The 21,729-nt window shown below is 71.3% G+C and carries 22 protein-coding genes; 16 read left to right on the forward strand and 6 right to left on the reverse strand.

All coding sequences use genetic code 11. The features are described from left to right. The first annotated feature begins 3 nt into the window (after window positions 1-3). On the forward strand, window positions 4-813 hold the full coding sequence (locus HD593_RS13665; protein WP_312903455.1) for a hypothetical protein: 810 nt from the start codon (window positions 4-6) through the stop codon (window positions 811-813). Window positions 814-828: 15 nt separating this feature from the next. Here the strand turns inward: HD593_RS13665 and paaK are convergent, their stop codons facing one another. Together paaK and paaI are read right to left on the reverse strand one after the other, a co-directional pair. Next, window positions 829-2,118 (reverse strand): phenylacetate--CoA ligase PaaK, encoded by a 1,290-nt coding sequence (gene paaK / locus HD593_RS13670; protein ID WP_312903456.1) that lies wholly within the window; start codon window positions 2,116-2,118, stop codon window positions 829-831. Next, complete coding sequence (paaI, locus tag HD593_RS13675; protein WP_185111823.1) at window positions 2,115-2,483, reverse strand: hydroxyphenylacetyl-CoA thioesterase PaaI; 369 nt, start codon at window positions 2,481-2,483, stop codon at window positions 2,115-2,117. The genes paaK and paaI overlap by 4 nt, the downstream gene beginning before the upstream one ends. Window positions 2,484-2,633: 150 nt before the next feature. Here paaI and HD593_RS13680 point away from each other — a divergent pair, with 150 nt between their 5' ends. The 3 genes from HD593_RS13680 to HD593_RS13690 are packed head-to-tail and all read left to right on the forward strand — an operon-like array spanning window position 2,634 to window position 6,565. Next, window positions 2,634-3,581: an MBL fold metallo-hydrolase gene (locus HD593_RS13680; protein WP_185102528.1), complete on the forward strand. Its 948-nt coding sequence runs from the start codon at window positions 2,634-2,636 to the stop codon at window positions 3,579-3,581. Further along, the gene (locus HD593_RS13685; RefSeq protein ID WP_185102529.1) at window positions 3,578-5,113 is read left to right on the forward strand and encodes an FAD-dependent monooxygenase; all 1,536 of its coding nucleotides are present in this window, start codon (window positions 3,578-3,580) and stop codon (window positions 5,111-5,113) included. The genes HD593_RS13680 and HD593_RS13685 overlap by 4 nt, the downstream gene beginning before the upstream one ends. A gap of 18 nt (window positions 5,114-5,131) precedes the next feature. Beyond that, window positions 5,132-6,565 carry an alpha,alpha-trehalose-phosphate synthase (UDP-forming) gene (locus HD593_RS13690; protein ID WP_185102530.1) on the forward strand — a complete coding sequence of 478 codons (1,434 nt, stop codon included), beginning with the start codon at window positions 5,132-5,134 and terminating at the stop codon, window positions 6,563-6,565. Here HD593_RS13690 and HD593_RS13695 read toward each other — a convergent pair. After that, on the reverse strand, window positions 6,498-6,782 hold the full coding sequence (locus HD593_RS13695) for a DUF4235 domain-containing protein (protein WP_185102531.1): 285 nt from the start codon (window positions 6,780-6,782) through the stop codon (window positions 6,498-6,500). The two genes, HD593_RS13690 and HD593_RS13695, sit on opposite strands and share 68 nt — an antisense overlap. Before the next feature lie 108 nt (window positions 6,783-6,890). Between HD593_RS13695 and valS the strand changes: the two genes are divergently transcribed. After that, window positions 6,891-9,374, forward strand: coding sequence for a valine--tRNA ligase (valS, locus tag HD593_RS13700; RefSeq protein ID WP_185102532.1), 2,484 nt, complete (start codon window positions 6,891-6,893; stop codon window positions 9,372-9,374). Between the two features lie 40 nt (window positions 9,375-9,414). Here valS and HD593_RS13705 read toward each other — a convergent pair whose 3' ends face one another. Further along, window positions 9,415-9,933 carry an ArsR/SmtB family transcription factor gene (locus HD593_RS13705; protein ID WP_185102533.1) on the reverse strand — a complete coding sequence of 173 codons (519 nt, stop codon included), beginning with the start codon at window positions 9,931-9,933 and terminating at the stop codon, window positions 9,415-9,417. Window positions 9,934-9,990: 57 nt separating this feature from the next. Between HD593_RS13705 and HD593_RS13710 the strand changes: the two genes are divergently transcribed. After that, window positions 9,991-11,220, forward strand: a complete 1,230-nt coding sequence (locus HD593_RS13710; RefSeq protein WP_185102534.1) for an MFS transporter — start codon at window positions 9,991-9,993, stop codon at window positions 11,218-11,220. Here HD593_RS13710 and HD593_RS13715 read toward each other — a convergent pair. After that, window positions 11,214-13,397, reverse strand: a complete 2,184-nt coding sequence (locus HD593_RS13715) for a DUF6351 family protein (protein ID WP_185102535.1) — start codon at window positions 13,395-13,397, stop codon at window positions 11,214-11,216. The two genes, HD593_RS13710 and HD593_RS13715, sit on opposite strands and share 7 nt — an antisense overlap. Window positions 13,398-13,541: 144 nt before the next feature. Here HD593_RS13715 and HD593_RS13720 point away from each other — a divergent pair, with 144 nt between their 5' ends. From HD593_RS13720 to HD593_RS13745, 6 genes are all read left to right on the forward strand, one after another. Further along, a complete protein-coding gene (locus tag HD593_RS13720; protein WP_185102536.1) occupies window positions 13,542-14,753 on the forward strand; it encodes an AI-2E family transporter in 1,212 nt (403 codons plus the stop codon). Window positions 14,754-14,764: 11 nt separating this feature from the next. Next, window positions 14,765-15,319 carry a PaaI family thioesterase gene (locus HD593_RS13725; RefSeq protein WP_185102537.1) on the forward strand — a complete coding sequence of 185 codons (555 nt, stop codon included), beginning with the start codon at window positions 14,765-14,767 and terminating at the stop codon, window positions 15,317-15,319. After that, entirely contained in the window at window positions 15,316-15,756 is a 441-nt protein-coding gene (gene dut / locus HD593_RS13730) for a dUTP diphosphatase (RefSeq protein WP_185102538.1), read from the forward strand. The genes HD593_RS13725 and dut overlap by 4 nt, the downstream gene beginning before the upstream one ends. Before the next feature lie 82 nt (window positions 15,757-15,838). Further along, the gene (locus HD593_RS13735) at window positions 15,839-16,477 is read left to right on the forward strand and encodes a DUF3710 domain-containing protein (protein ID WP_185102539.1); all 639 of its coding nucleotides are present in this window, start codon (window positions 15,839-15,841) and stop codon (window positions 16,475-16,477) included. Window positions 16,478-16,685: 208 nt separating this feature from the next. Beyond that, the gene (locus tag HD593_RS65550; protein WP_225289212.1) at window positions 16,686-16,892 is read left to right on the forward strand and encodes an OB-fold nucleic acid binding domain-containing protein; all 207 of its coding nucleotides are present in this window, start codon (window positions 16,686-16,688) and stop codon (window positions 16,890-16,892) included. 4 nt (window positions 16,893-16,896) lie between these two features. Continuing rightward, window positions 16,897-17,565, forward strand: a complete 669-nt coding sequence (locus HD593_RS13745; RefSeq protein WP_312903457.1) for a DUF3159 domain-containing protein — start codon at window positions 16,897-16,899, stop codon at window positions 17,563-17,565. 25 nt (window positions 17,566-17,590) lie between these two features. Here the strand turns inward: HD593_RS13745 and HD593_RS13750 are convergent, their stop codons facing one another. Then, a complete protein-coding gene (locus tag HD593_RS13750; protein WP_185102540.1) occupies window positions 17,591-19,327 on the reverse strand; it encodes an HAD hydrolase family protein in 1,737 nt (578 codons plus the stop codon). Between the two features lie 107 nt (window positions 19,328-19,434). Between HD593_RS13750 and HD593_RS13755 the strand changes: the two genes are divergently transcribed. The 4 genes from HD593_RS13755 (at window position 19,435) to aroA (ending at window position 21,658) form a co-directional block, all read left to right on the forward strand. Continuing rightward, window positions 19,435-19,785: a PadR family transcriptional regulator gene (locus tag HD593_RS13755; RefSeq protein ID WP_246546508.1), complete on the forward strand. Its 351-nt coding sequence runs from the start codon at window positions 19,435-19,437 to the stop codon at window positions 19,783-19,785. A 145-nt stretch (window positions 19,786-19,930) separates the two neighbouring features. Beyond that, a complete protein-coding gene (locus HD593_RS13760) occupies window positions 19,931-20,194 on the forward strand; it encodes a hypothetical protein (protein ID WP_185102541.1) in 264 nt (87 codons plus the stop codon). After that, on the forward strand, window positions 20,188-20,403 hold the full coding sequence (locus HD593_RS13765) for a hypothetical protein (protein ID WP_185102542.1): 216 nt from the start codon (window positions 20,188-20,190) through the stop codon (window positions 20,401-20,403). Before HD593_RS13760 ends, HD593_RS13765 begins: the two co-directional genes overlap by 7 nt. A 10-nt stretch (window positions 20,404-20,413) precedes the next feature. Continuing rightward, on the forward strand, window positions 20,414-21,658 hold the full coding sequence (gene aroA, locus HD593_RS13770) for a 3-phosphoshikimate 1-carboxyvinyltransferase (protein ID WP_185102543.1): 1,245 nt from the start codon (window positions 20,414-20,416) through the stop codon (window positions 21,656-21,658). The last annotated feature ends 71 nt before the right edge of the window (window positions 21,659-21,729 follow it).

A 21,729-nucleotide genomic window follows, 5' to 3' on the forward strand; every position in this document is an offset into this window, starting at 1 on the left:
CGCGTGGCCGTACCAGAGAAAGACCAGCAACCAGGCAGTGAGATCGCCGACCCCGATCGTGAGGTCGGCGAGCTCGTTGGCAGGCTCACCACTCCCGGTGAGCTCGAGCCGGCCGAGCGGCGCAGGCTGCTCGGCCGACTTGCCCAGGCACTGTCCGCCGGGGCGAAGAAGGCACGCGCGACCGGCGCGGGCCGGGGCCGCTGGCTGGCCGACGTCTTCCTCAACATCGCGCCGCGCATCCCGATCAGGGATCTGCACACCCTTTCCGAGCATCATCATGGCCTGACCGGCGAAGAGCTCGCCGACGACCTGGTGCGCACCGCGCAGAAGGCCACGATGACGGTCGGCGCCATCGGCGGAGCACTGGCAGCGGCCGAGTTCGCCGCGCCACCCCTCCTGCTCTCCGCCCCCGCCCAGCTCGTCGCCGAGACCATCGTCGTCGCCGCCATCGAGGTCAAGCTGCTGGCCGAGCTGCACGAGGTGTACGGCGTACACGTCCAGGGCACCGGAACCCAGCGCGCCGTCGCGTTCACGGCCGCCTGGGCGAAACAGCGCGGCATCGACCCCCTCGCGCCCGCGTCCGTCTCCCTGGCTCTGGGAGCCGCGACCAAGACGGCGCTGCGCAACCGTCTCATGCGGACGCTGGGGCGCCATCTGACCACCTTCGGGCCGTTCCTGACCGGCGCCATCGCCGGAGGAGCGCTCAACCGCATCGCCACCAAGAAGCTGGGCGAGGCCATCCGCAACGACCTGCGGGTCAAGCGTCCCGCGCTGCCGCCGCAGGACTCGCGCCCGGACGAGCTCAACCCCTAGACATGGCGTGGGGGGTCAGCGCCTGTCGATGACGCGCTTGAGCTTGCCGACCGACCGTTCCAGCGTCTCCGGGTCCACGACGTCGATCTCGACGCTGACGCCGACGGTGTCCTTGACCGCCTTGCGCAGCGCCTCGCCCGCCTCCGCCCGGCCGGGGAAGCCGGGGCGCGCCTCCACCCTGACCGTCATCACGTCGAGCCGCTCAGGGCGGGTCAGGTGGAGCTGGAAGTGCGGCGACAGGCCCTCGACGCCCAGCACGAGCTCCTCGATCTGGGTCGGGAACACGTTCACGCCGCGCAGGATGATCATGTCGTCGGTACGCCCGGTCACCTTCTCCATGCGCCGGAAGGCCGGCCTCGCGGTGCCGGGCAGCAGCCGGGTCAGGTCGCGGGTGCGGTAGCGGATGACCGGCATGGCCTCCTTGGTGAGGCTGGTGAAGACCAGCTCGCCCTCGGGGGCGGGCTCGCCGGTGAACGGGTCGACGGTCTCCGGGTAGAAGTGGTCCTCCCAGATGTGCAGCCCGTCCTTGGTCTCGACACACTCGTTGGCCACGCCGGGACCCATCACCTCCGACAGGCCGTAGATGTCCACGGCGTGCAGGTCGAAGCGGTCCTCGATCTCCGCGCGCATCTTCTCGGTCCACGGCTCCGCGCCGAAGACGCCGATGCGCAGCGAGGACTCGCGCGGGTCGAGGCCCTGGGCGGTGAACTCGTCCAGCAGGGCCAGCATGTACGATGGCGTCACCATGATCACGCTGGGCCGGAAGTCCTGGATGAGCCGCACCTGCCGGGGCGTCATCCCGCCGGAGACGGGCACCACCGTGCAGCCCAGCCGCTCGGCCCCGTAGTGCGCGCCCAGGCCGCCGGTGAACAGCCCGTAGCCGTAGGCCACGTGCACGATGTCGCCGGGCCGCCCGCCTGAGGCCCGGATCGAGCGGGCCACGACCTCCGCCCAGACGTCGAGGTCGCCCTTGGTGTAGCCGACGACGGTGGGCTGGCCGGTGGTGCCGCTGGAGGCGTGGATGCGCGCGACCTGCTCGCGCGGCACCGCGAACATGCCGAACGGGTAGGACTCGCGCAGGTCCTGCTTCGTGGTGAAGGGGAACTTCGCCAGGTCTCCGAGCTCCTTGCAGTCGCTCGGATGCACGCCCGCCCGGTCGAACTTGTCCCGGTAGAGCGGGACGTGCTCGTAGGCGCGGCGCAGGGTTCGCTGCAGGCGTTCGAGCTGGAGCGCCATGAGCTCGTCGCGGGACACGCGCTCGATCGGGTCGAGTTCGTGGCTCGCGGGAGGATCTCCAAGTTTCACTTCAACTCCCGGCTCCGGCCGCGGAACTCCGCGACCACCTGACCGTCGTTCCGCCGCACGGTGACGTCGTAGATGCCGCTGCGCCCGTAGCGCGTGCGCTCGGCGGCCTCGGCCACCAGCACGTCCCCCGCGCGGGCGGGGGAGACGAACGAGATCTCGGCGCCCGCCGCCACCGTGACGGGGCCGGCGGTGTTGCACGCGCACGCGAAGGCCGTGTCGGCCAGCAGGAACACGTACCCGCCATGACACAGGTCATGGCCGTTGATCATCTGTTCGGTCACGGTCATGCGGCACACGGCCCGGCCCTCGTCCAGCTCCGCCAGCTCGATGCCCAGGGCGGCGGAGGCGGCGTCGGCGCCCATCATGCGGCGCGCGCTCTCCAAGGCGGATCCCCCTTGTTTACTGACCGAATGTTCGGTAAACAAATCACCGCCCCGACTTGCCTGTCAAGAGGGCGCGAGCGGCACCGCGGGGTATGCCTCTGACGGAACCACGCCTGAGCGGGAGGAGCAGCGATGGCCAAGCCGTTCGCCTCGTCGGCGGATCTCGGCGAGAAGAAGCAGTCACTGGAGGTGCTGGCGGACGGCGTGTACGCGCTCACCGCCGAGGGCGACCCGAACGTGGGCGCGATCGAGGGCGAGGACTTCCTCGTCTGCTTCGAGGCGCTGGCCACCCCCGTGGCCGCCCGCGAGTGGCTGGCCAGGCTGCGCGAGCACACCACCAAGCCGATCCGGTACCTGGTCCTGTCGCACTATCACGCGGTCCGCGTGCTGGGCGCGTCGGCGTTCGGCGCGGACGTGATCGTGACGCACGAGAAGACCCGCGAGCTGATCGCCGAGCGCGGCGAGCAGGACTGGGCCAGCGAGTACGCCAGGATGCCCCGCCTGTTCAAGGACCCCGCCTCGATCCCCGGCCTGACCTGGCCGACGGCCACGTTCAGCGACCGCTTCACCATCGACCTCGGCGGCGGGCGCGGCGACCTGGTGCTGCAGTACTGCGGGCGCGGCCACACCGAGGGCGACCTGGTGGCGTGGCTGCCCGCGCACCGGATCCTGTTCGCCGGCGACCTCGTCGAGTCGCAGGCCGCCCTCTACACCGGCGACGCCTTCCACCGCGACTGGCACTCGGGCACCCTCGACCGGGTGGCCTCGTTCGGCGCCGAGACCCTGGTCGGCGGCCGGGGCGCGGTGGCCAGGGGCAAGGAGGCCGTCGGCGCGGCCATCGGGCAGACCCGCGACTTCCTGGCCGTGATGCTGCGCGAGACGGGCGGGGCCGGGTCGCTGAAGGAGGCGTTCGAGCGCACGCACCGCGCCCTGGAGCCCCGCTACGGCCGCTGGCCGATCTTCGAGCACTGCCTGCCGTTCAACGTCTCCAGGCTCTGGGACGAGCTGCACGGCGTCGAGCGCCCGCGCGTCTGGACCGCCGAGCGCGACCGTCAGGTGTGGGACGAGCTGCAGTCATGAACGAGGCGCAGGTCATCGTGGTCGGGGCCGGGCCGGTCGGGCAGAGCGCCGCGCTGCTGCTGGCCCGGTGGGGCGTGCAGGTGCTGGTGCTGGACCAGCGGCCGGGGCGGGGGAGCGGCGGGTCGAAGTCGATCTGCCAGCAGCGCGACGTGCTCGACATCTGGGCCGCCGCGGGGGCGGGGAGGGTGGCCGAGGAGGGGCTGGCCTGGACGACGGCCCGCACCTACTACCGCGACCGGGAGCTGTTCTCGTGGACGTTCGAGCGCGAGGGGCCGCTGCCGCCGTGCGTGAACATCTCGCAGGCCCGCACCGAGCAGATCCTCGACGAGGCCATCGCCGGGCAGCCGCTCATCGAGGTGCGCTGGGACCACGAGGTCACGGGGCTGAGCCAGGACGGCTCGGGGGTGACCGTGCACTGCGGCCAGCGGCTGCTGCGCGCGCCGTACGTGCTGGTGTGCGCGGGGGCCAGGGCGCAGGGGATCCGGGCGTCGCTGGGGGTGGCGTTCTCCGGGGAGTCGTTCGAGGACCAGTTCCTGATCTGCGACATCAAGGCGGACCTGCCCGGCTGGGAGAGCGAGCGGCGCTTCTACTTCGATCCGGTGTGGAACCCGGGCCGCCAGGTGCTCATCCATCCGTGCCCGGGGGGCACGTACCGGATCGACTGGCAGATCGCGCCGGACTTCATCCCAACAGATGTCGATATATCGCGAAAAATCCGGCAAATCATTGGAGATCGGCCGTACGAGCTGCTCTGGCACAGCACGTACCGCTTCCACTCGCGCATCGCCTCCCGCATGCGGGCCGGGCGGGTCCTCCTGGCGGGTGACTGCGCCCATCTGGTGGCCCCGTTCGGCGCGCGAGGGCTGAACTCGGGCGTGCCGGACGCCGAGAACGCCGCCTGGAAGCTGGCCTTCGCGCTCAACGGCTGGGCGGGGCCCGGGCTGCTGGAGTCGTACCACGCCGAGCGGCACGCCGCCGCGCTGGAGAACCTGGAGATCACCAGCGCCACCATGCGCTTCCTCGCCCCCAGGACCGTCGAGGAGCGGATGCGCAGGCGCGCGGTGCTGGAGGGCGGGCGGATGGAGGAGGTGGACTCGGGGCGGTTCGCCGAGCCGTTCTGGTACGTCGACTCGCCGCTCACCACGCCGGAGCCAGGCCGGCCGTTCCTGGGCAGGCCGCCGAAGGGGGCGCTGTGCCCGCCCGCGCCCGGGGTGATCCTGCCCGACCTGCCGCTGCCGGGGGGCAGGCTGCGGGAGTTCACGCGGGACGGATTCCTCGTCCTGTTGGGCGATATGTGCGATTCGAGTTTGTTTGTGCAGGTCCTGGGCAAGGTCATTACGGCGCCGCTCGCCGTACGCGGGCTCGCGGAGATGGACGGGACCGGCTCCCTCGCCGAGAGACTCGGCGCCGGGCCGGATGAGGCATGGCTCATCAGGCCCGATTCCCACATCGCCGCGATCATCCCCCATGCGGGGCCGGAGTCGGTGGCGGCCGCTGTGAGCCGTGCGCTTGGCGGCTCTCCTGACACCTGACCCCATAGGAGGACTGCGTTGAGTGGCCGTAGCTCGTTTCTGATCGTCGCGAACCGGTTGCCGGTCGATCGCACGATCGAGCCTGACGGAACGGCTTCGTGGCGCAGGAGTCCTGGCGGCCTCGTCACCGCGATAGCGCCGGTGATGCAGCGCCGTCACGGAGCCTGGGCCGGCTGGCACGGGGCGCCCGACGAGAAGCTGGAGCCGTTCGAGCAGGACGGCATGAGCCTCATCCCGATCCCGCTGTCCGCCCGTGAGGTCGAGCTCTACTACGAGGGCTTCTCCAACGCCACGCTGTGGCCGCTCTACCACGACGTGGTCGCCACGCCGGTGTTCGACAGGGAGATGTGGGAGACCTACCGCAGCGTCAACCAGCGCTTCGCCGAGGCCGCCGCCGAGGCGGCCGAGGAGGGCGCGGTCGTGTGGGTGCAGGACTACCAGCTCCAGCTCGTGCCCGCGATGCTCCGCAAGCTCCGCCCCGACCTGCGGATCGGGTTCTTCCTGCACATCCCGTTCCCGCCGACGGAGCTGTTCTGGCGGCTGCCGTGGCGCAAGGAGCTGGTCGAAGGGCTGCTCGGGGCCGACCTGGTGGGCTTCCAGCTCCCCGGAGGGGCCTCCAACTTCCGCAGGCTGTGCCGGCGGCTGCTCGGGCTGCCGTACAAGGGGAACGAGATCTTCCTCGACGACCGGATCGTCACCACGCAGGCGTTCCCGATCTCCGTGGACTTCGCGCAGCTCGACTCGCTCGTCCGCGAGCCGCGCATCGTGGACCGGGCCAAGGAGATCAGGGTCGAGCTGGGCGACCCGGAGCACGTGCTGCTCGGCGTGGACCGGCTGGACTACACCAAGGGCATCGGGCAGCGCCTGGAAGGGTTCGGCGAGCTGCTCAAGGACGGGCGGTTGCGGCCGGGCGAGGCCGTGTTCGTGCAGATCGCCACGCCGAGCAGGGAGCGGGTGGACGAGTACAAGAGGCTGCGCGACGACATCGAGCTGCAGGTGGGCCGGATCAACGGCGAGCACGCCCAGCTCGGCTACCAGCCGGTGTGGTACTTCCACCAGTCGTACGGCCACGACGAGCTGGCCGCGCTCTACCTGGCCGCCGACGTCATGGTCGTCACACCCTTGCGCGACGGGATGAACCTGGTGGCCAAGGAGTACATCTCCTGTCACCACGACCTGCACGGGGCGCTCGTGCTGAGCGAGTTCGCCGGGGCCGCCGACGAGCTGCGGCAGGCGTACCTGGTCAACCCGTACGACGTGGAGGACGTCAAGCGGCAGATGCTGGCGGCCATGCGGGCCACGCCGCACGAGCTGGCCCGGCGGATGCGGACGATGCGCCGCCGGGTCGCCACCTACGACGTGGACCGCTGGGCGAGCGAGTTCCTCACTGCCCTGGAGTCACCTGCTTCAGTGACTTCCACGCGTCGTAGCGCTTCTTGGCGGTCCGGTTGACCACGATCTGCGCCACCGACATGCCGACCCCCATGACGACGGCGTAACCGATCGCCTCGCCCATGCTCACCTCGGGCGAGTCGGTGTCGATGGGCGGCTCCTTGCCGGTCGCCTTCTTCCAGGCGAACCCGAGGATCTTCCTGGCCGCCCACGCCGTCACCAGCCCCACCAGGCCGCCGACGACGCGCCAGGCGATATCGGGCTTGTCCTCCGCCATGTCGATCTCCCTTCCCCTTTGTAACGAACACTAGTCTCTAACGCCTGCCGGGCCTGCGAAGCCGTACCATAAGGAGGCATGACTCAACAGCGACTACGCCATGCATCCATGCCCGACAAGCCGACCCTTGACGGCTTGGAGCAGGTATGGGTAGCTCGCTGGGAGGACGAGGGCACCTACCGCTTCGACCGGTCGGCGCCGCGCGAGCGGGTCTACTCCATCGACACGCCCCCGCCGACCGTGTCCGGCTCCCTGCACGTGGGTCATGCCTTCTCCTACACGCACACCGACATCATGGCCCGCTACCAGCGGATGCTCGGCAAGTCGGTGTTCTACCCGATCGGCTGGGACGACAACGGCCTGCCGACCGAGCGCCGCGTGCAGAACGTCTACGGGGTGCGCTGCGACCCTTCGCTGCCGTACGACCCGGACTTCGTGCCGCCGGACAAGCCGGGCAAGCGGGAGATCTCCATCTCGCGGCGCAACTTCGTGGAGCTGTGCCACAAGCTGACCGCCATCGACGAGCGGGCGTACGAGGAGATGTGGCGGCGCATCGGCCTGTCGGTCGACTGGTCGCTGCTCTACACCACGATCAGCGACGAGTCGCGGGCGGTGGCGCAGCGGGCGTTCCTGCGCAACCTGCTGCGCGGCGAGGCCTACCTGGCCGAGGCCCCGACGCTGTGGGACGTGTCGTTCCGCACCGCCGTGGCCCAGGCCGAGCTGGAGGACCGGGAGTGGCCCGGCGCCTTCCACAAGATCTCCTTCTACGGTGAGAAGGGCCCGGTCTGGATCGAGACGACCAGGCCAGAGCTGATCCCGGCCTGCGTGGCGCTGGTCGCCCATCCCGACGACGAGCGCTACCAGGAGCTGTTCGGCACCTCGGTGCTGACGCCGCTGTTCGGGGTCGAGGTGCCGGTGCTGGCCCACCGCCTGGCCGAGCCGGACAAGGGCACCGGCATCGCGATGATCTGCACGTTCGGCGACCTCACCGACGTCACCTGGTGGCGGGAGCTGCACCTGCCCACCCGGCCCGTGATCGGCTGGGACGGGCGGCTGCTGCCCGAGCCGCCCGAGGGCGTGGAGGAGGAGCCGTACAAGGAGCTGGCCGGCAAGACCGTGCACAGCGCCCGCGAGCGCATCGTGGAGCTGCTGCGCGAGTCCGGCGACCTGGACGGCGAGCCCCGGCCGGTGCAGCACACGGTGAAGTTCTACGAGAAGGGCGACAAGCCCCTCGAGATCGTCACCACCCGCCAGTGGTACATCCGCAACGGCGGGCGCGACGAGGAGCTGCGCGAGCGGCTGCTGGCGCGCGGGCGCGAGCTGACCTGGCACCCGCCGCACATGCGGGTGCGCTACGACAACTGGGTCGAGGGGCTGACCGGCGACTGGCTGATCTCGCGGCAGCGCTTCTTCGGCGTGCCGTTCCCGGTGTGGTATCCGATCGACGAGGCCGGGCAGCCCGTCCACGACGCGCCGATCCTGCCCACCGAGGAGATGCTGCCGGTCGACCCGTCCTCCGACGTGCCGCCCGGCTACACCGAGGAGCAGCGCGGCGTGCCCGGCGGGTTCATGGCCGACCCCGACGTCATGGACACCTGGGCCACCTCGTCGCTGACCCCGCAGATCGCGGGCCGCTGGGGCACCGACGACGAGCTGTTCGGCCGCGTCTTCCCGGCCGACCTGCGGGCGCAGAGCCACGAGATCATCCGCACCTGGCTGTTCTCGACGGTGACCAGGTCGCACTACGAGTTCGGCACGCTGCCGTGGAGCGACGTGGCGATCTCGGGGTGGATCCTCGACCCCGACCGCAAGAAGATGTCCAAGTCCAAGGGCAACGTCGTCACCCCGATCGACCTGCTGGAGCAGCACGGCTCCGACGCGGTGCGCTACTGGGCGGCCAACGGCCGCTACGGCGTCGACACCGCCTTCGACGCCGGGCAGCTCAAGGTCGGGCGGCGGCTGGCCATCAAGATCCTGAACGCCTCGAAGTTCGTCCTGGGGCTGGCCGCCGGGGAGTCCGACGCCGAGGTGACCGAGCCGCTCGACCTGGCCATGCTGGCGGCGCTGTCCGACGCCGTGCGCGAGGCCACGGAGGCGTTCGAGGGCTACGACCACACGCGTGCCATCGAGGTCGTGGAGCGGTTCTTCTGGGCGTTCTGCGACGACTACGTGGAGCTGGTCAAGGCCAGGGCGTACGAGTCCGGCGCCGCCTCCGCGTCGGCGCACGCGGCGCTGCGGCAGGCGCTGGACGTGCTGCTGCGGCTGTTCGCGCCGTTCGTGCCGTTCGTGACCGAGGAGGTGTGGTCGTGGTGGCGCGACGGCTCCGTGCACCGCGCCTCCTGGCCCGCCGTCGAGCGCGGCGCGGGCGACCCGGCCGTGCTGACCGTGGCCTCGGAGGTGCTCGGGCAGGTGCGCAAGGCCAAGTCCGAGGCCAAGCAGTCGATGCGGGCCGAGGTGTCGCGGCTGACCGTGTGGGCGCCCGACGTGGAGCTGCTGCGGCAGGCGCAGGACGACCTGTGCGCGGCGGGCAACGTCGAGGAGTTCGTGCTGGAGCACGGTGACACGCTCAAGGTCGAGGTCCACCTCGGCTGAGCCGCGGTGATGCTGATGCCGGGCGCACGCGCGCCCGGCATCACGCGTCTCTGGACACGTCCCTGTGGAGGGCGACGAACAGCGAGTACGCCTCCCCGCCCGGTTCCGGCTGCCGGTCGTGGAACTCGTCGAACACCTCGTGCAGCCGTTCGAGCAGCTCGGTGTGGGCGTCCGGGGTGAGCCTGAGCCCGAGCCTGGTGAAGCTGGCCTCCTCGATGTCGACCAGCCTGACCTCCTCCAGGAAGGCGTCGAGCATGGCGCTCCTGCCGCCCGTCACGCCGCTCTCGCGGACGTCCATCTGCCACGACTTGCCGGTGGCCCGGTAGGGGATCTCGGTCGAGCCGCGCGGGCCGGGGCGGCTCGGCTCGGCCGCCAGGAACCCGGTCTCCACCAGCTTGCGGACGTGGTGCAGGGTCGTGGCGGGATTCGCGCCGAGGCGGTCGGCGATCTCCTTGTTCGTCAGTGCCTGGTCCAGGCAGAGGCGCAGGATCCGCAGCCGGACGGAGGAGGCCAGCGCGCGGGCCTCGGCCTCCGTGGCGGGGCGGCGTTTGGTGCCCATGGCAGGCCACCCTATAGCCGGTTGAATTTTCTCAATCGGTTGTGAGAGGTTCTCAGCGTGAGCCTCTTACGCGACCACGACTTCCGTGGGCTGTTCCTGGCCGACTCCGCCAGCCAGGTGGGCACGCAGCTGCTGTTCCTGGCCCTGCCCCTGGTGGCGGTGACCGCGCTGGACGCCTCGGCGTTCGAGGTCGGGCTGCTGACCGCGTGCGAGACGCTGGCGTTCGTGGTGATCGGCCTGCCCGCCGGCGCGATCGTGGACCGGCGGCGCAAGCGCATGGTGATGGTGGTCAGCGACTGGGCGCGGGCGCTGGCGCTGGCCTCCGTGCCGTTCGCCTGGTGGCTGGGGGCGCTGACGATCTACCAGCTGTACGCCGTGGCGCTGGTGCTCGGCGTGTTCACCGTGTTCTTCGACGCCGCGTACCAGAGCTACCTGCCGCACCTCGTCGGGCGCGAGCGGCTGGTCGAGGGCAACTCCACGCTGGAGGTCGTCCGTACGGTGGCCCAGCTCGGCGGGCCGAGCGTCGGCGGCTACCTGATCCAGTTCCTCACCGCGCCGTTCGCGCTGGTCGTCACCGTGGCCGGGTTCGCCTGGTCGGCGCTGTGCCTGGGCACCATCCGCAAGCGGGAGCCGCGCCAGGAGCGGCCCCGGGCGCATCTGGGCAAGGAGATCGCCGAGGGCGTCAGGTTCGTGTTCGGGCACCCGCTGCTGCGCCGCATCGCCGGCTGCACCGGCACCGCGAACCTGTTCTCCTCGATCGCCCACCCCATGCTCCTGCTGTTGCTGGCCGGGGAGCTGGACGTGAACGCGGGCACGATCGGCCTGCTCATGGCCGCCGGCGGGCTCGGCGGCCTCGTGGGCGCGGTGCTCAACGCGCGGCTGGCCCGGTGGCTGGGGCAGGGGCCGACGATGTGGCTGGCGATCCTGATCCCCGCGCCGCTGACCTTCCTGCTGCCGCTGGTGCAGGCCGACTGGCGGCTCGGGCTGGTCGTCGGGTACGAGTTCTTCGTCGGGGCGGGCGTGGTCGTCTACAACGTCACCCAGCTCAGCTTCCGCCAGGCCGCCACGCCCGAGGAGCTGCTCGGCCGGATGAACGCCACCATGCGCTTCCTCGTCTGGGGGACGATGCCGCTGGGCGGGCTGATCGGCGGCGTGCTGGGCGAGCTGATCGGCGTCAGGAGCACGCTGGTGGTCGCCGGGGTGGGGGCCTGCCTGGCGTTCCTGTGGGTGTTCACCTCGCCCATGCGGACGATGCGCGAGCTGCCGGTGCCGCAGGCCCGTCAGTAGTCGCACACTCCTGTCGGGAAGATCTGCTTCAGCCTGGCCCGCTGGTCGCGGTCCGGCCGCCAGGCGCCGTAGAGGCCCTTGGCGATGGCCCGGTCGACCGGCTGGAGGCGGCACTTGTGGACGCCGCCCTCGATCGGGCCGCCCGCGACCGTCCGCGAGGTCCCGTAGAGCGGGAAGCGCTGAGTGCACGGGCCGGGGGCGCGGCGGTCGAGGACGCCGTCCCAGACGTGCGGGCCGGCGGCGAGCTCGGTGCCGTCCGTGGCGAAGCAGCGGTCCACGGCCTGGGGCGGCCTGTTCGCCGTGACGCCTCGCGCCGGATATTTCCGGATATTCGCCATCCAGGCGTCGATCACCCGCAGCGCCTCGGGCGTCTGGTCGAACCCCGGCCCGTCAGGACGCGCGTCGGTGAACCAGATGACCTGGTTCCCGGCCCTGCCGTCGTGGTCCAGCATGCGCTTCCTGGAGGCGAACGACTGGTGCGCGTTGTGCATGTCGAGCTGCTCCTCCAGGTAGTGCCGCCAGTCGATGACCGGCAGGTCGAGGTCGCCGCCGAACATCAGGCCGCTGTTCCGCACGCTCCTGATCGCCTCCGGGTCACCGGTACGTCTCGGGGCGGGATCGCCGCTCAGGTTCGCGTTGCGGGCGCTCCACGGGTCGAAGTCGGCCGGGCAGGCGGACGGCACGAACGGGCAGCCCTCCTGCACCATGTCGGCCGCCTCCTTCCACGAGCCCGCCTCGGCGTTCAGGTCGAGGAACTCCTCCGGGGTGATCACGCCGTCCGTCAGCGCCTTCAGCCCGTACTGGACGCCCACGTTGTCCCACGTCGAACGGGCGTGGCCCTGCTCGTCCACCCCGTACACCTTGCGCAGGTCGTCCCAGTGCGTCCACTGGACGGTGTCCTTGACGCCCGGCGGGTCCATGCGCTGCCACTCGGGGTCGTTGTTGCTCGTCCACAGCGGGTTCATGGTCAGCGGGGTCAGGCCGCGCCAGCCGTTGACGCACTCGTCGGAGCCCGGCTCGCCGGTGGTCGGGTTGACGACCGTGTCGCTGGCGTTCATGCCGATCAGGGCCGTACGGTCGTCCCACCGCGCCCAGCGGGGATGCGCGTCCATGTACCGTTCGAGCAGCTCGCAGTCGCCCACGTGGATGGTCTGGGTGACCATGTCCGGGTACGAGTACTGCGGGATGGCGGCGTCGATCACCCGGTCGCCGTGGTTCTGGCCGTAGATGTACTGCTGGATGGCGCCGCCGGAGCCGCCGACGCCGACCGTGTAGAGCGGCGGGCCGTGCCGCTCGATGAACCGCTCCTTGACCATCAGGGCCGTCTCGCCGCCCAGGATCAGGTTGTAGTGGGTCGAGGTGCGGGTGCCCGACGAGTGCAGGATCGCGTAGCCCTGGCCCAGGCCGTACGGGTCGAGGGCGCTGCCGCCGAGGGTGCCCTGGTCGTGGCCGATGCCCACGCCGCCGTCGAACCGGTAGATCGCCCTGCCGTTCCAGGCGTCCTCCAGCATGGCGATCGAGTAGAGGAACCGGTTGATCACGCCGCGCTCCCGCCGGACCACGAAGTCGGCCGTGCGGCCGTCCAGCAGCGTGGTCGTGGCCAGGTCGGGGGGACGGCCCTGGGCCGGCATCGGCTTGTACGTGCCGTCCGTGGAGCGGTAGAGGCGGTCGGTGACCGTGGGGGCGAAGCAGTCCCTGCTCCAGCCGCCGGCGACGCGCATGCCCTGGCCGTCCTGGTTGTCCGCGACGGGCGGGCCCAGGCCGCTGCGTTCGGTCTTGCACAGGAACGGGTACTGGTGCGCGCCCGAGAAGACCGGGCCCTGGACGGGGTGGTTGCGGACCTTCAGGGTGCGCCTGTGCGGACCCGCCGTCGCGGTGATCGTGTTGTCGCCGACGTCCAGGCCGCTCACCAGGCCGGTGAGGCCGTCCCCGGTCCGTCCGAAGGCCGCCGTGACGTCCTCGCCGTTGCGGAGCACCCTGAGCCCGGCGCCGCCCGTACCGCGGACTCTGATCAGGGCGTCGCCGCCGGTCACCTGGCCGGGGCGGCTGGAGAGCACCTCCAGCGCCAGAGCGGCGCCGGAGGCGTACGCGGGGGCGGGGGCGGCGCCGGAGGCGTACGCGGGGGCGGGGGCGGCGATGAGGGACGCCAGCACGGTGAGGACCACCACAGCCTTCATGACCATGACGGTGACACGCGCCCCCGCGCTTGCACAGGCCCGATCTGCGGAGGCCGGTTGGTGGGAGTGCTGCTCCATTACGCTGAAAGCTGCCCGCCCGATATCCGCGCGCATCCCGGCCCGGGACGTGCCAGTCTTGAACACGTGCTGACCGACCGCCCCACCAAGCTCGTGCCGCCCGTGCTGGCCAGGATGGCCGCATGGAGCGGGTGCCTGATCCTCGTCGGCGTGGTCGTCTACTTCATCGTCCAGGCCATCGCCCGCCTGGCGTTCGTGGCGCTGCCCGTGGCGATCGCGCTCCTGCTGACGGCGCTGCTCTTCCCCCTGACGAACTCCTTGCGCGGCGCCGGCATGCGGCCCATCTACGCCACCTGGATCACCATGCTGGTGGCGCTGGCCGTGCTCGTCGGCACCGGGTGGCTGGTGGGCGCGCGGGCCGGCGAGGAGTTCCCCAATCTGGTCGTGCAGGTGCAGGAGACGGCCAGGTCCGTGCAGGCCTGGCTGATCGAGGGCCCGCTGCACCTGGAGCAGACGCAGATCACCGGCTACGTGGACGAGATCGCGGCCCTGCTCAACGCGCAGCGCACGGCCATCACCGGCACGGTGCTGTCGGCCGGCGCGGTGGCCGTCGAGGTGCTCGCGTCCATCGTGCTGCTGCTGTTCGTGACGTTCTTCCTGCTCAAGGACGGCGACCGGATCTGGGTGTGGTTCCTGAAGGCGTTCGGCGGGGTGGCGCCGCGCGTGGACCGGGCGGGGCGGGCCGCGTGGGCCACGCTCTCCCACTACGTCCAGGGCACGGTGGCGGTGGCCGCCGTGCACGGCCTGATCATGGGGATCGTGCTGGCCGGGATGGGCGTGCCGCTGTGGGCGCCGCTGGCCGTGCTGATCTTCTTCGCCAGCTTCATCCCCATCGTCGGCATCTTCTTCGCCGGCACGATCGCGACCCTGGTCACGCTGGGCGCCAAGGGCCTCGTGTACGCCCTGATCTTTCTCGGCATCCTCATCGTGGAGCAGCAGCTGGAGAACCACGTGCTGCAGCCGCTGATCGTCGGGCGCGCGCTCAACTTCCACCCGCTGGCCATCATCCTCGTGCTGTCCATCGGGGGCATCCTGGCGGGCATCGCGGGCGCCGCCGTGGCCGTGCCGGTGGCGGCGGTGATCTACCGGGCGCTGCCGGAGCTGCGACATCAGCCACCGGAGCTGCCACCCGGTCACGACGACGCCCCGCCGGGCGGAGAGCCGCCGCCCGCGCGACCGGAGGGGCCGCCCGTGCGACCGGAGGGGCCGTTCACGCGATCGGAGAAGCCGGCCGCGCCGGTGGCCACCGGGGACGAGCAGGAGAAGGACACGGAGTAACCTCGTCACCCGTGACTCGTTCCTCCCTCACCACCCCGCCGCCGGGCGCGCGGCAGCCCGCCGCACATCCCGATGCGCCGCAGGCGGGCGCCACCCTGGGCTCCCACTACAGCCAGTGCTTCGGCTGCGGCACCGGGCACCCGACCGGCCTGCACCTCAACGCCAGGACCCCCGACGGCACCACCGTCGAGGCGGAGTTCACCGTGGGGGAGGCGCATCAGGGAGCGCCGAAGCTGGCGCACGGCGGCGTCCTGGCCGCCGCCATGGACGAAGTCATCGGAATGTCCGTCTACCTGTTCCACAAGCCCTATGTGACGGGACGGCTGGAGACCGACTACCTGCTCCCCGTTCCCGTGGGCACGACACTCCACCTGCGCGCCTGGTGCAACGGCATCGACGGCAGAAAGGCGTACCTTGAGGCTGAGGGGCGCATCGGCGCTCCAGACGGGCCGGTCGCCGTTCGCGCGGCAGCGCTGTTCATCGAGGTGAACATGGAACACTTCGCCAAGCACGGCGATCTGGCCGCCATCGCCACCGAGCACCAGGACTACGAGGTGAACCCTTGAGCGGAGCAGAGGTCCTCATCCAGCGGCTCGACCCCGGGCTGCCGATCCCGTCGTACGCCCATCCGGGCGACGCGGGAGCCGACCTCCACGCCGCCGAGGACGTGGAGCTGATGCCCGGCGAGCGGGCCGTCGTCGGCACCGGGCTGGCGATCGCCCTGCCCGACGGTTTCGCCGCGTTCGTGCACCCGCGTTCCGGGCTGGCCGCCAGGCACGGCGTCACGCTGGTCAACGCGCCCGGTACGGTGGACGCCGGCTACCGGGGCGAGATCAAGGTGACGGTGATCAACACCGACCTCAAGGAGCCGTTCCGGCTGCGGCGGGGAGACCGGGTGGCGCAGCTCGTTATCCAGCGGGTGGAACGCGTGGCGTTCGTGGAGGCCGGGCAGTTGCCGGGGTCCGCGCGCGGCGCCGGCGGCTTCGGATCGACGGGCCGCTGATCGTGGTGTGGGAAGGGGCCCCTGCGGGGCCCGACGAACTACGGGCCCGGCAGCGGCCCGACGAGCAGGGAGAGTGAGGAACGTGTTCCGACGTCGTCGTCGTGAGCAGCCGGAGCAGGCGGCCGAGCAGGAGGTAGCGGAGCCGACGCGCGAATCCGGCCCGTGGGACGCCGACGAGCCCCACCCGGAGTCCGAGCGGATCGATCTGGGCGGCCTGCGGCTGCCGCACAACCCCGACTTCGACGTGCGCCTGGCCTCCGTCGGGGACCAGCACGTCGGGGTGGTCGTCCTGTACGACGAGAGCTCGCTGCAGCTCCAGGCCCTGGCCGCGCCGCGCAGCTCCGGCCTCTGGGACGAGGTCAAGACCAAGATCCTGGCCCAGGCCAAGCACCTGGAGCAGCGGGAGGGGCCGTTCGGCAGCGAGCTGACCGGCGAGATGAAGGTCGAGGGCAGCAGCCGCCCGGCCCGCTACCTCGGCATCGACGGCCCCCGCTGGTTCCTGCTGGCGGTGATCTCCGGCAAGGCGGCCGCCGACGACGCGGTCGCGCAGCCGTACATCGAGTTCATCAGGGACGTCGTGGTGGTCCGCGGCGACGAGCCGATGGCCCGCGAGGAGCCCATCCCGCTGCGCCGTCCGAACGAGCAGACGGGCGAGACGGGCGAGCAGCGGCCGGGTTTCAACCCGTTCAAGCGAGGACCTGAAATCAGTGAGATTCGCTAAGAGCTGACATCACATAGGCTGATGCATCATGAGTACGGCAGAGCCCCCTAAACGCGGGGGATTGCGCGGGTTCTTCAGTCGGCTGGCCACCAGCCAGTCCGAGATCGAGGCCCAGGAACTCCGGGAGGACGCCGACGAGGTCGGCGCGACCCCTATCGTCTCGTGTGGCGGTCGCCGCCGCTTCTGTGTGGCGGGTACGCTACGTACGGTGACTCTGCGTCCGAGGGGCGGAGCCCCTGCTCTCGAGGCCGAGCTGTACGACGGGTCCGACGTGATCGACCTGGTCTGGCTCGGCCGCCGCAAGATCGCGGGCATCGAGCCGGGCCGCACTGTCAAGGCCGAGGGCCTGGTCAGCATGCAGGACGGGCGCAAGGTGATGTTCAATCCGCGTTACGAGCTGCGCCCAGGGAGTTGATCAGGTGAGTGCTGAGGCGGAAGAGGTCGCCCACGACACCGTTGAGGCGGCGGTGCGAGCACAGCTCGCCAAGGCCCTCGGCGGCGTGCGCGGCATCATCGAGGCGGCCGTCCCGACGATCGCGTTCACGCTGTCCTGGATCACGACGGAAGACCTCAAGCTGTCGCTCATCATCAGCATCTCGCTGTCGGTGGTGCTGCTGGTGGTGCGGATCATCCAGCGGTCCACGCCGCAGTTCGTGATCAACAGCTTGATCGGCATCGCGATCGGCGCGTTCTTCGCCAGCAGGTCCGGCGACGCGAAGGACTACTTCCTGCCCGGCATCCTGTACAACGCCGGCTACGCCGTGGCCATGCTGATCTCGATCGTCACGCGGTGGCCGGTCGTCGGCTTCCTGATCGGGTCGGTGACGGGCGATCCGACCGCCTGGCACAAGGATCCCGGCATCGTGCGGCTCTGCACCCGGCTGACGTGGCTGCTCATGCTGCCGTGCGCGGTCCGGGTGGCCGTGCAGGGGCCGGTGTACCTGTTCGGCGGTGGCGACGAGGCGGTGGCGGCGCTCGGCTTCGCCAAGATCGTGATGGGCTGGCCGCTGCAGGTCGCCGCGCTGGCGGCCATGTTGTGGGTGCTCGGCCGCGGCCGCACCCCGATCAAGCCACCCGCCCCGGCCTGACCCGCCCGCCACCCGGGCCGGTGCCTCACCGGTCCTGGTGGTCCGGGTCGAAGTCCGTGGGCTCGGCGGGCAGGGTGTAGCGGGCGCCGATGAGATCCGCCACCCGCTGCCTGCTGTCCCGCGGCGACAGGTCGCCCTCGGTCGCGCTCTCCACGGCGGCCACCTCGTCCGCCAGCTCCGCGTCGCCCAGCTTGTCGCGGATCCACGCCGAGTAGTCGCCGCGCCGCAGGTGGTGCAGCCAGGTGTCGTCGTCCACGCCCTCGCCCAGCTCGACGAACGTGTGCAGGTTCCTGGCCCGCAGCCGGAGCCGCTCCTCCGGGCCGGTGAAGTAGAAGCTCTTGTCCTTGGCCATGGTGCCGGCCGCGTACTTGCGCCGGTGCCGGGTGCGCTCGGCGCGGGCGGGGGCCAGGGTCAGCTCGCGCGCGTAGTCCGTACCGTCCTGCCAGAGCGCGAGATCGCCCTTCGGGGCGGGGCGCAGCGTGGGCGCGTCGAGGCCGCGGGCGGCGGCGAAGGCGGCCAGCGTGTTCCCCGGCTCCCTGCCCACCACGATCGTGCTGGTGACCAGGCGCAGCGCGGCGGGGCTCAGCGCGTCGGGATGAACGGTGATCATCAGGAGCCCGCCGAGGTCGCCGGGATGCCGGATGGGCACCTCGCGGACCTCCGCGGGCATGAGGTGGTGGGCCTCGTCCAGGATGAGCCAGTGCGGGTGGCCCAGCTTGGCGCGCAGGCCGGTCAGGCGGGGCAGCAGCTCGGCGAAGTACGCGGGCCGGTCGCGCAGCTGCAGGCCGATCAGGTTGATCACGACGCTGTGGTCGGGCTGCTCCAGGACGTGCGCCACCTCGTCCACCGCCGGCACCCGGTCGGGGTCGCCGAGCACGGTCAGGCCCGGGTACTCGGCGTAGTCGCCCTCCGGGTCCACGATCGCGCACTGGTAGCCGTCGCCGGTGAGCCGTTCGAGCAGCGCGGTGGTGACCGTGGACTTGCCGCTGCCGGACGGGCCCGCCACCAGCAGGCCGATCCCGTACGAGGGCAGCCGCACCTCCTCCTCGCCCGCGTGGCCGAGCAGGATGTGGTGGCGCGGCAGGTCCAGCTCGTCGAGGTCGCCGGTCAGCAGCAGCCCGGCCAGCTCGGTCACGCCGCGCCCGTTCGACTCGTCCAGGCAGAGGTCGCAGGCGTCCTTGAGCGCGGGCAGGGCGTTGGCGACGGCGGTGCCGCACTCGGCGGCGGTCAGGAACGCGTGGTCGTTCTCCCCGTCGCCGACCGCCACCACGCTGTGCCGCGACAGGGACAGGCGGCCGAGCGCGGCGCACAGGCCGGTGGCCTTGTTCACGCCGGGAGGCAGCACCATGACGGCGCCCTTGTTGTAGATGACCTGCAGCTCCAGGCCCAGCTCGCGGATCAGCCCGAGCACGTGCACGTCGTGCGGCTCGCGCGTGGCGACCAGCACCTGCCCGACGCCCAGCGGGCTCACCCCCTCCGCCCGCAGCCGCTCGGCCAGCTCGGCGGGCGGCGGCGCGGCCAGGGCGTCGCAGGTACGCTGGCGCGGGTCGTACAGCAGGCCGCCGTTCTCGGCCACGATCAGGTCGAACAGGGCCGGATGCGGGAAGACCGAGAGCAGGTCGTCCAGCTCGCGCCCGGTGACCAGCAGCAGCTTGAACCCGGCCCGGGACAGCCGCTCCAGCGCCTCGATCGTCCCGTCGTCCACCTGGCCGTCCGCGGCCAGGGTTTCGTCGTAGTCGCAGGCCAGCACGTTGTAGCGCATGCTCGCCCCCTACCCCCGGACGGCGCGGCATCCAGCGGGACAAGTGAAAGACAGGTGAACTTTGCCGCGTTCGCCTCATAGTCCGATCATCGGTATATATCGTCGGCATGACGCACCGATCGATGCAGGAGCCGACGTTCCTGATCCTGACGGCGCTGGCGGCCGGGCCGCAGCACGGGTACGGGATCGTCACAGACGTGCTCCGGATCTCCGGAGAGCGGGTGCGGCTGCGCGCCGGCACCCTGTACGCGGCGCTCGACCGGCTGGAAGGGGAGGGGCTGGCCGAGACCGAACGGGAGGAGGTCGTGGACGGGCGGGCCCGGCGCTACTACCGGCTGACCCGGTCCGGCGAGGAGCGGCTGGCGGACGAGACCGAGCGGTTGCGGCGGAACGTGGAGACCGCGACCGCGCGGCTGCGATCCCGCCTGGGCCTCGGGACGATGGGGAGCGGCGCATGACGAGCCTGGAGCGGGGCTACCGGCGGTTACTGGCGGCCTGCCCGCAGGAGCACCGGGCCCGGCACGAGGAGGAGATGCTCGGGGTGCTGCTCGCGAGCGCGGCACCCGGCCGGCGGCGGCCGTCGCTGAGGACGCCTGCGACGTCGTGCGCGGCGGCCTGGCGATCAGGCTGCGGCACGCCGTCGATCCCCGGTCGAGCCTGTGCCGGCGGTACGCGCTCGGCATCGCCGCGCTCCTCGCACCCATCGCCCTCTTCGTGATGTGTTGTTCGCCTGGCTCGACCGGCGCTGGGCGGCTTTCGGGTGTGCCGCGGCTGGTCAGGTGGACGGCCGCGCTGGCCGGTCTGCCCGTGCTGGGGAGCCTGATCTTCAGGCGGCGGGGCTTCCCGTCGCGGTCGCGCTCGTGCTGATCGCGGGGGTGATGGCGCTGCGCTCGCCCGTCGGACGGCGGGTGGCGGTCGTGCTGGTGCCGATGGCGGCGACCATCGTCGCGGGGACGCTGTGGTGGGGCGATCCGCTGGTCCTGGCATTGATCACCACGCTCTCGGCGGCCGTGCTGGGTGTCGCCGGAGTGCTCGCCAGGGCCGGATCGAGGCCGACGCCGGCGACCCGCGTCTAGGCTGCCTGGTATGACCATCATGCAGGTTCCGGGCTCGAAGTCCGTCACCGCCCGCGCCCTGTTCCTCGCCGCCGCCGCGCGCGGCACCACCGTGCTGCGGCGGCCGCTGGTCTCGGACGACACGGAAGGGTTCGCGGAGGGGCTGGCCGCGCTCGGTTACCGGGTGGAGCGCGGGCCGGAGGCGTGGACGATCGACGGCCGGCCGGAGGGGCCCGCGTACGGGGAGGCGGAGGTGTTCTGCCGCGACGGCGCCACGACCGCGCGGTTCCTGCCCGCGCTGGCGGCGGCCGGGCACGGTCTGTTCCGCTTCGACGCCTCCCCGCAGATGCGCCGCCGCCCGCTCGGGCCCCTCACCACGGCGCTGCGCGAGCTGGGCGTGGACCTGACGCATGAAGGCGAGGAGGGGCACCACCCGCTGACCGTTCGGGCCTCCGGCATCAAGGGCGGGCGGATCACGCTGGACGCGGGGCTGTCGTCGCAGTTCCTCACCGCGTTGCTGCTCGTCGGGCCGCTGACCGCCGAGGGGCTGGAGATCACCGTCACCGATCTCGTGTCGGTGCCGTACGTGGAGATCACGCTGGCGATGATGCGCAGCTTCGGGGTCGAGGTGCGGCGCGAGGGGGCGACGTTCCACGTGCCTCCGCAGGGGTACGAGGCCGCCGACTACGCCATCGAACCCGATGCCTCCACGGCCAGCTACCCCCTTGCCGCCGCCGCCCTGACCGGGAACACCATCACGATCCCCGGGCTGGGCTCCGGTGCGTTGCAAGGGGACGTACGTTTCGCCGAGGTGCTGAAGCGGATGGGCGCATCAGTGGAAATGTCACCCGATTCCATGACCGTCACCGGTACGGGCGGCCTGCACGGCCTGACCGTCAACATGCGCGACATTTCCGACACCGTCCCCACGCTCGCCGCCATCGCCCCCTTCGCCGACAGCCCGGTGCGGATCGAGGACGTGTACAACACGCGCGTCAAGGAGTGCGACCGGCTGGAGGCGTGCGCCGAGAACCTGCGGCGGCTGGGCGTCCCGGTCAGCCTCGGCCGCGACTGGATCGAGATCACCCCGGCCCGGCCCCGTCCCGCCGAGATCGCCTGCCACGGCGACCACCGGATCGCCATGTCGTTCAGCATCACCGGCCTGCGCACGCCGGGGATCACGCTGGACGACCCCGGGTGCGTGAAGAAGACGTTCCCCGGCTTCCACGAGGCGCTGGCGGGGCTGCGGGCGGAGTGGGGGATCCCCCTTGAGTAAAGATCTTCGCATCGAACCCTGAACCACTTGATCCACTCGTGCGGGTACGAACGCAGGCGAACGATCGCCTC

The organism is Nonomuraea rubra (assembly GCF_014207985.1).
GTDB classification, from domain to species: Bacteria; Actinomycetota; Actinomycetes; order Streptosporangiales; family Streptosporangiaceae; genus Nonomuraea; species Nonomuraea rubra.

Coding starts and splice junctions, on each gene's coding strand:
- aroA (WP_185102543.1), top strand. CDS start 20,414: ATGACCATCATGCAGGTTCCGGGCTCGAAGTCCGTCACCGCCCGCGCC.
- HD593_RS13715 (WP_185102535.1), bottom strand. CDS start 13,397: ATGAAGGCTGTGGTGGTCCTCACCGTGCTGGCGTCCCTCATCGCCGCC.
- HD593_RS13750 (WP_185102540.1), bottom strand. CDS start 19,327: ATGCGCTACAACGTGCTGGCCTGCGACTACGACGAAACCCTGGCCGCG.
- paaI (WP_185111823.1), bottom strand. CDS start 2,483: ATGATGGGCGCCGACGCCGCCTCCGCCGCCCTGGGCATCGAGCTGGCG.
- HD593_RS13705 (WP_185102533.1), bottom strand. CDS start 9,933: ATGGGCACCAAACGCCGCCCCGCCACGGAGGCCGAGGCCCGCGCGCTG.
- HD593_RS13695 (WP_185102531.1), bottom strand. CDS start 6,782: ATGGCGGAGGACAAGCCCGATATCGCCTGGCGCGTCGTCGGCGGCCTG.
- valS (WP_185102532.1), top strand. CDS start 6,891: ATGCCCGACAAGCCGACCCTTGACGGCTTGGAGCAGGTATGGGTAGCT.
- HD593_RS13680 (WP_185102528.1), top strand. CDS start 2,634: ATGGCCAAGCCGTTCGCCTCGTCGGCGGATCTCGGCGAGAAGAAGCAG.
- HD593_RS13685 (WP_185102529.1), top strand. CDS start 3,578: ATGAACGAGGCGCAGGTCATCGTGGTCGGGGCCGGGCCGGTCGGGCAG.
- HD593_RS13755 (WP_246546508.1), top strand. CDS start 19,435: ATGACGCACCGATCGATGCAGGAGCCGACGTTCCTGATCCTGACGGCG.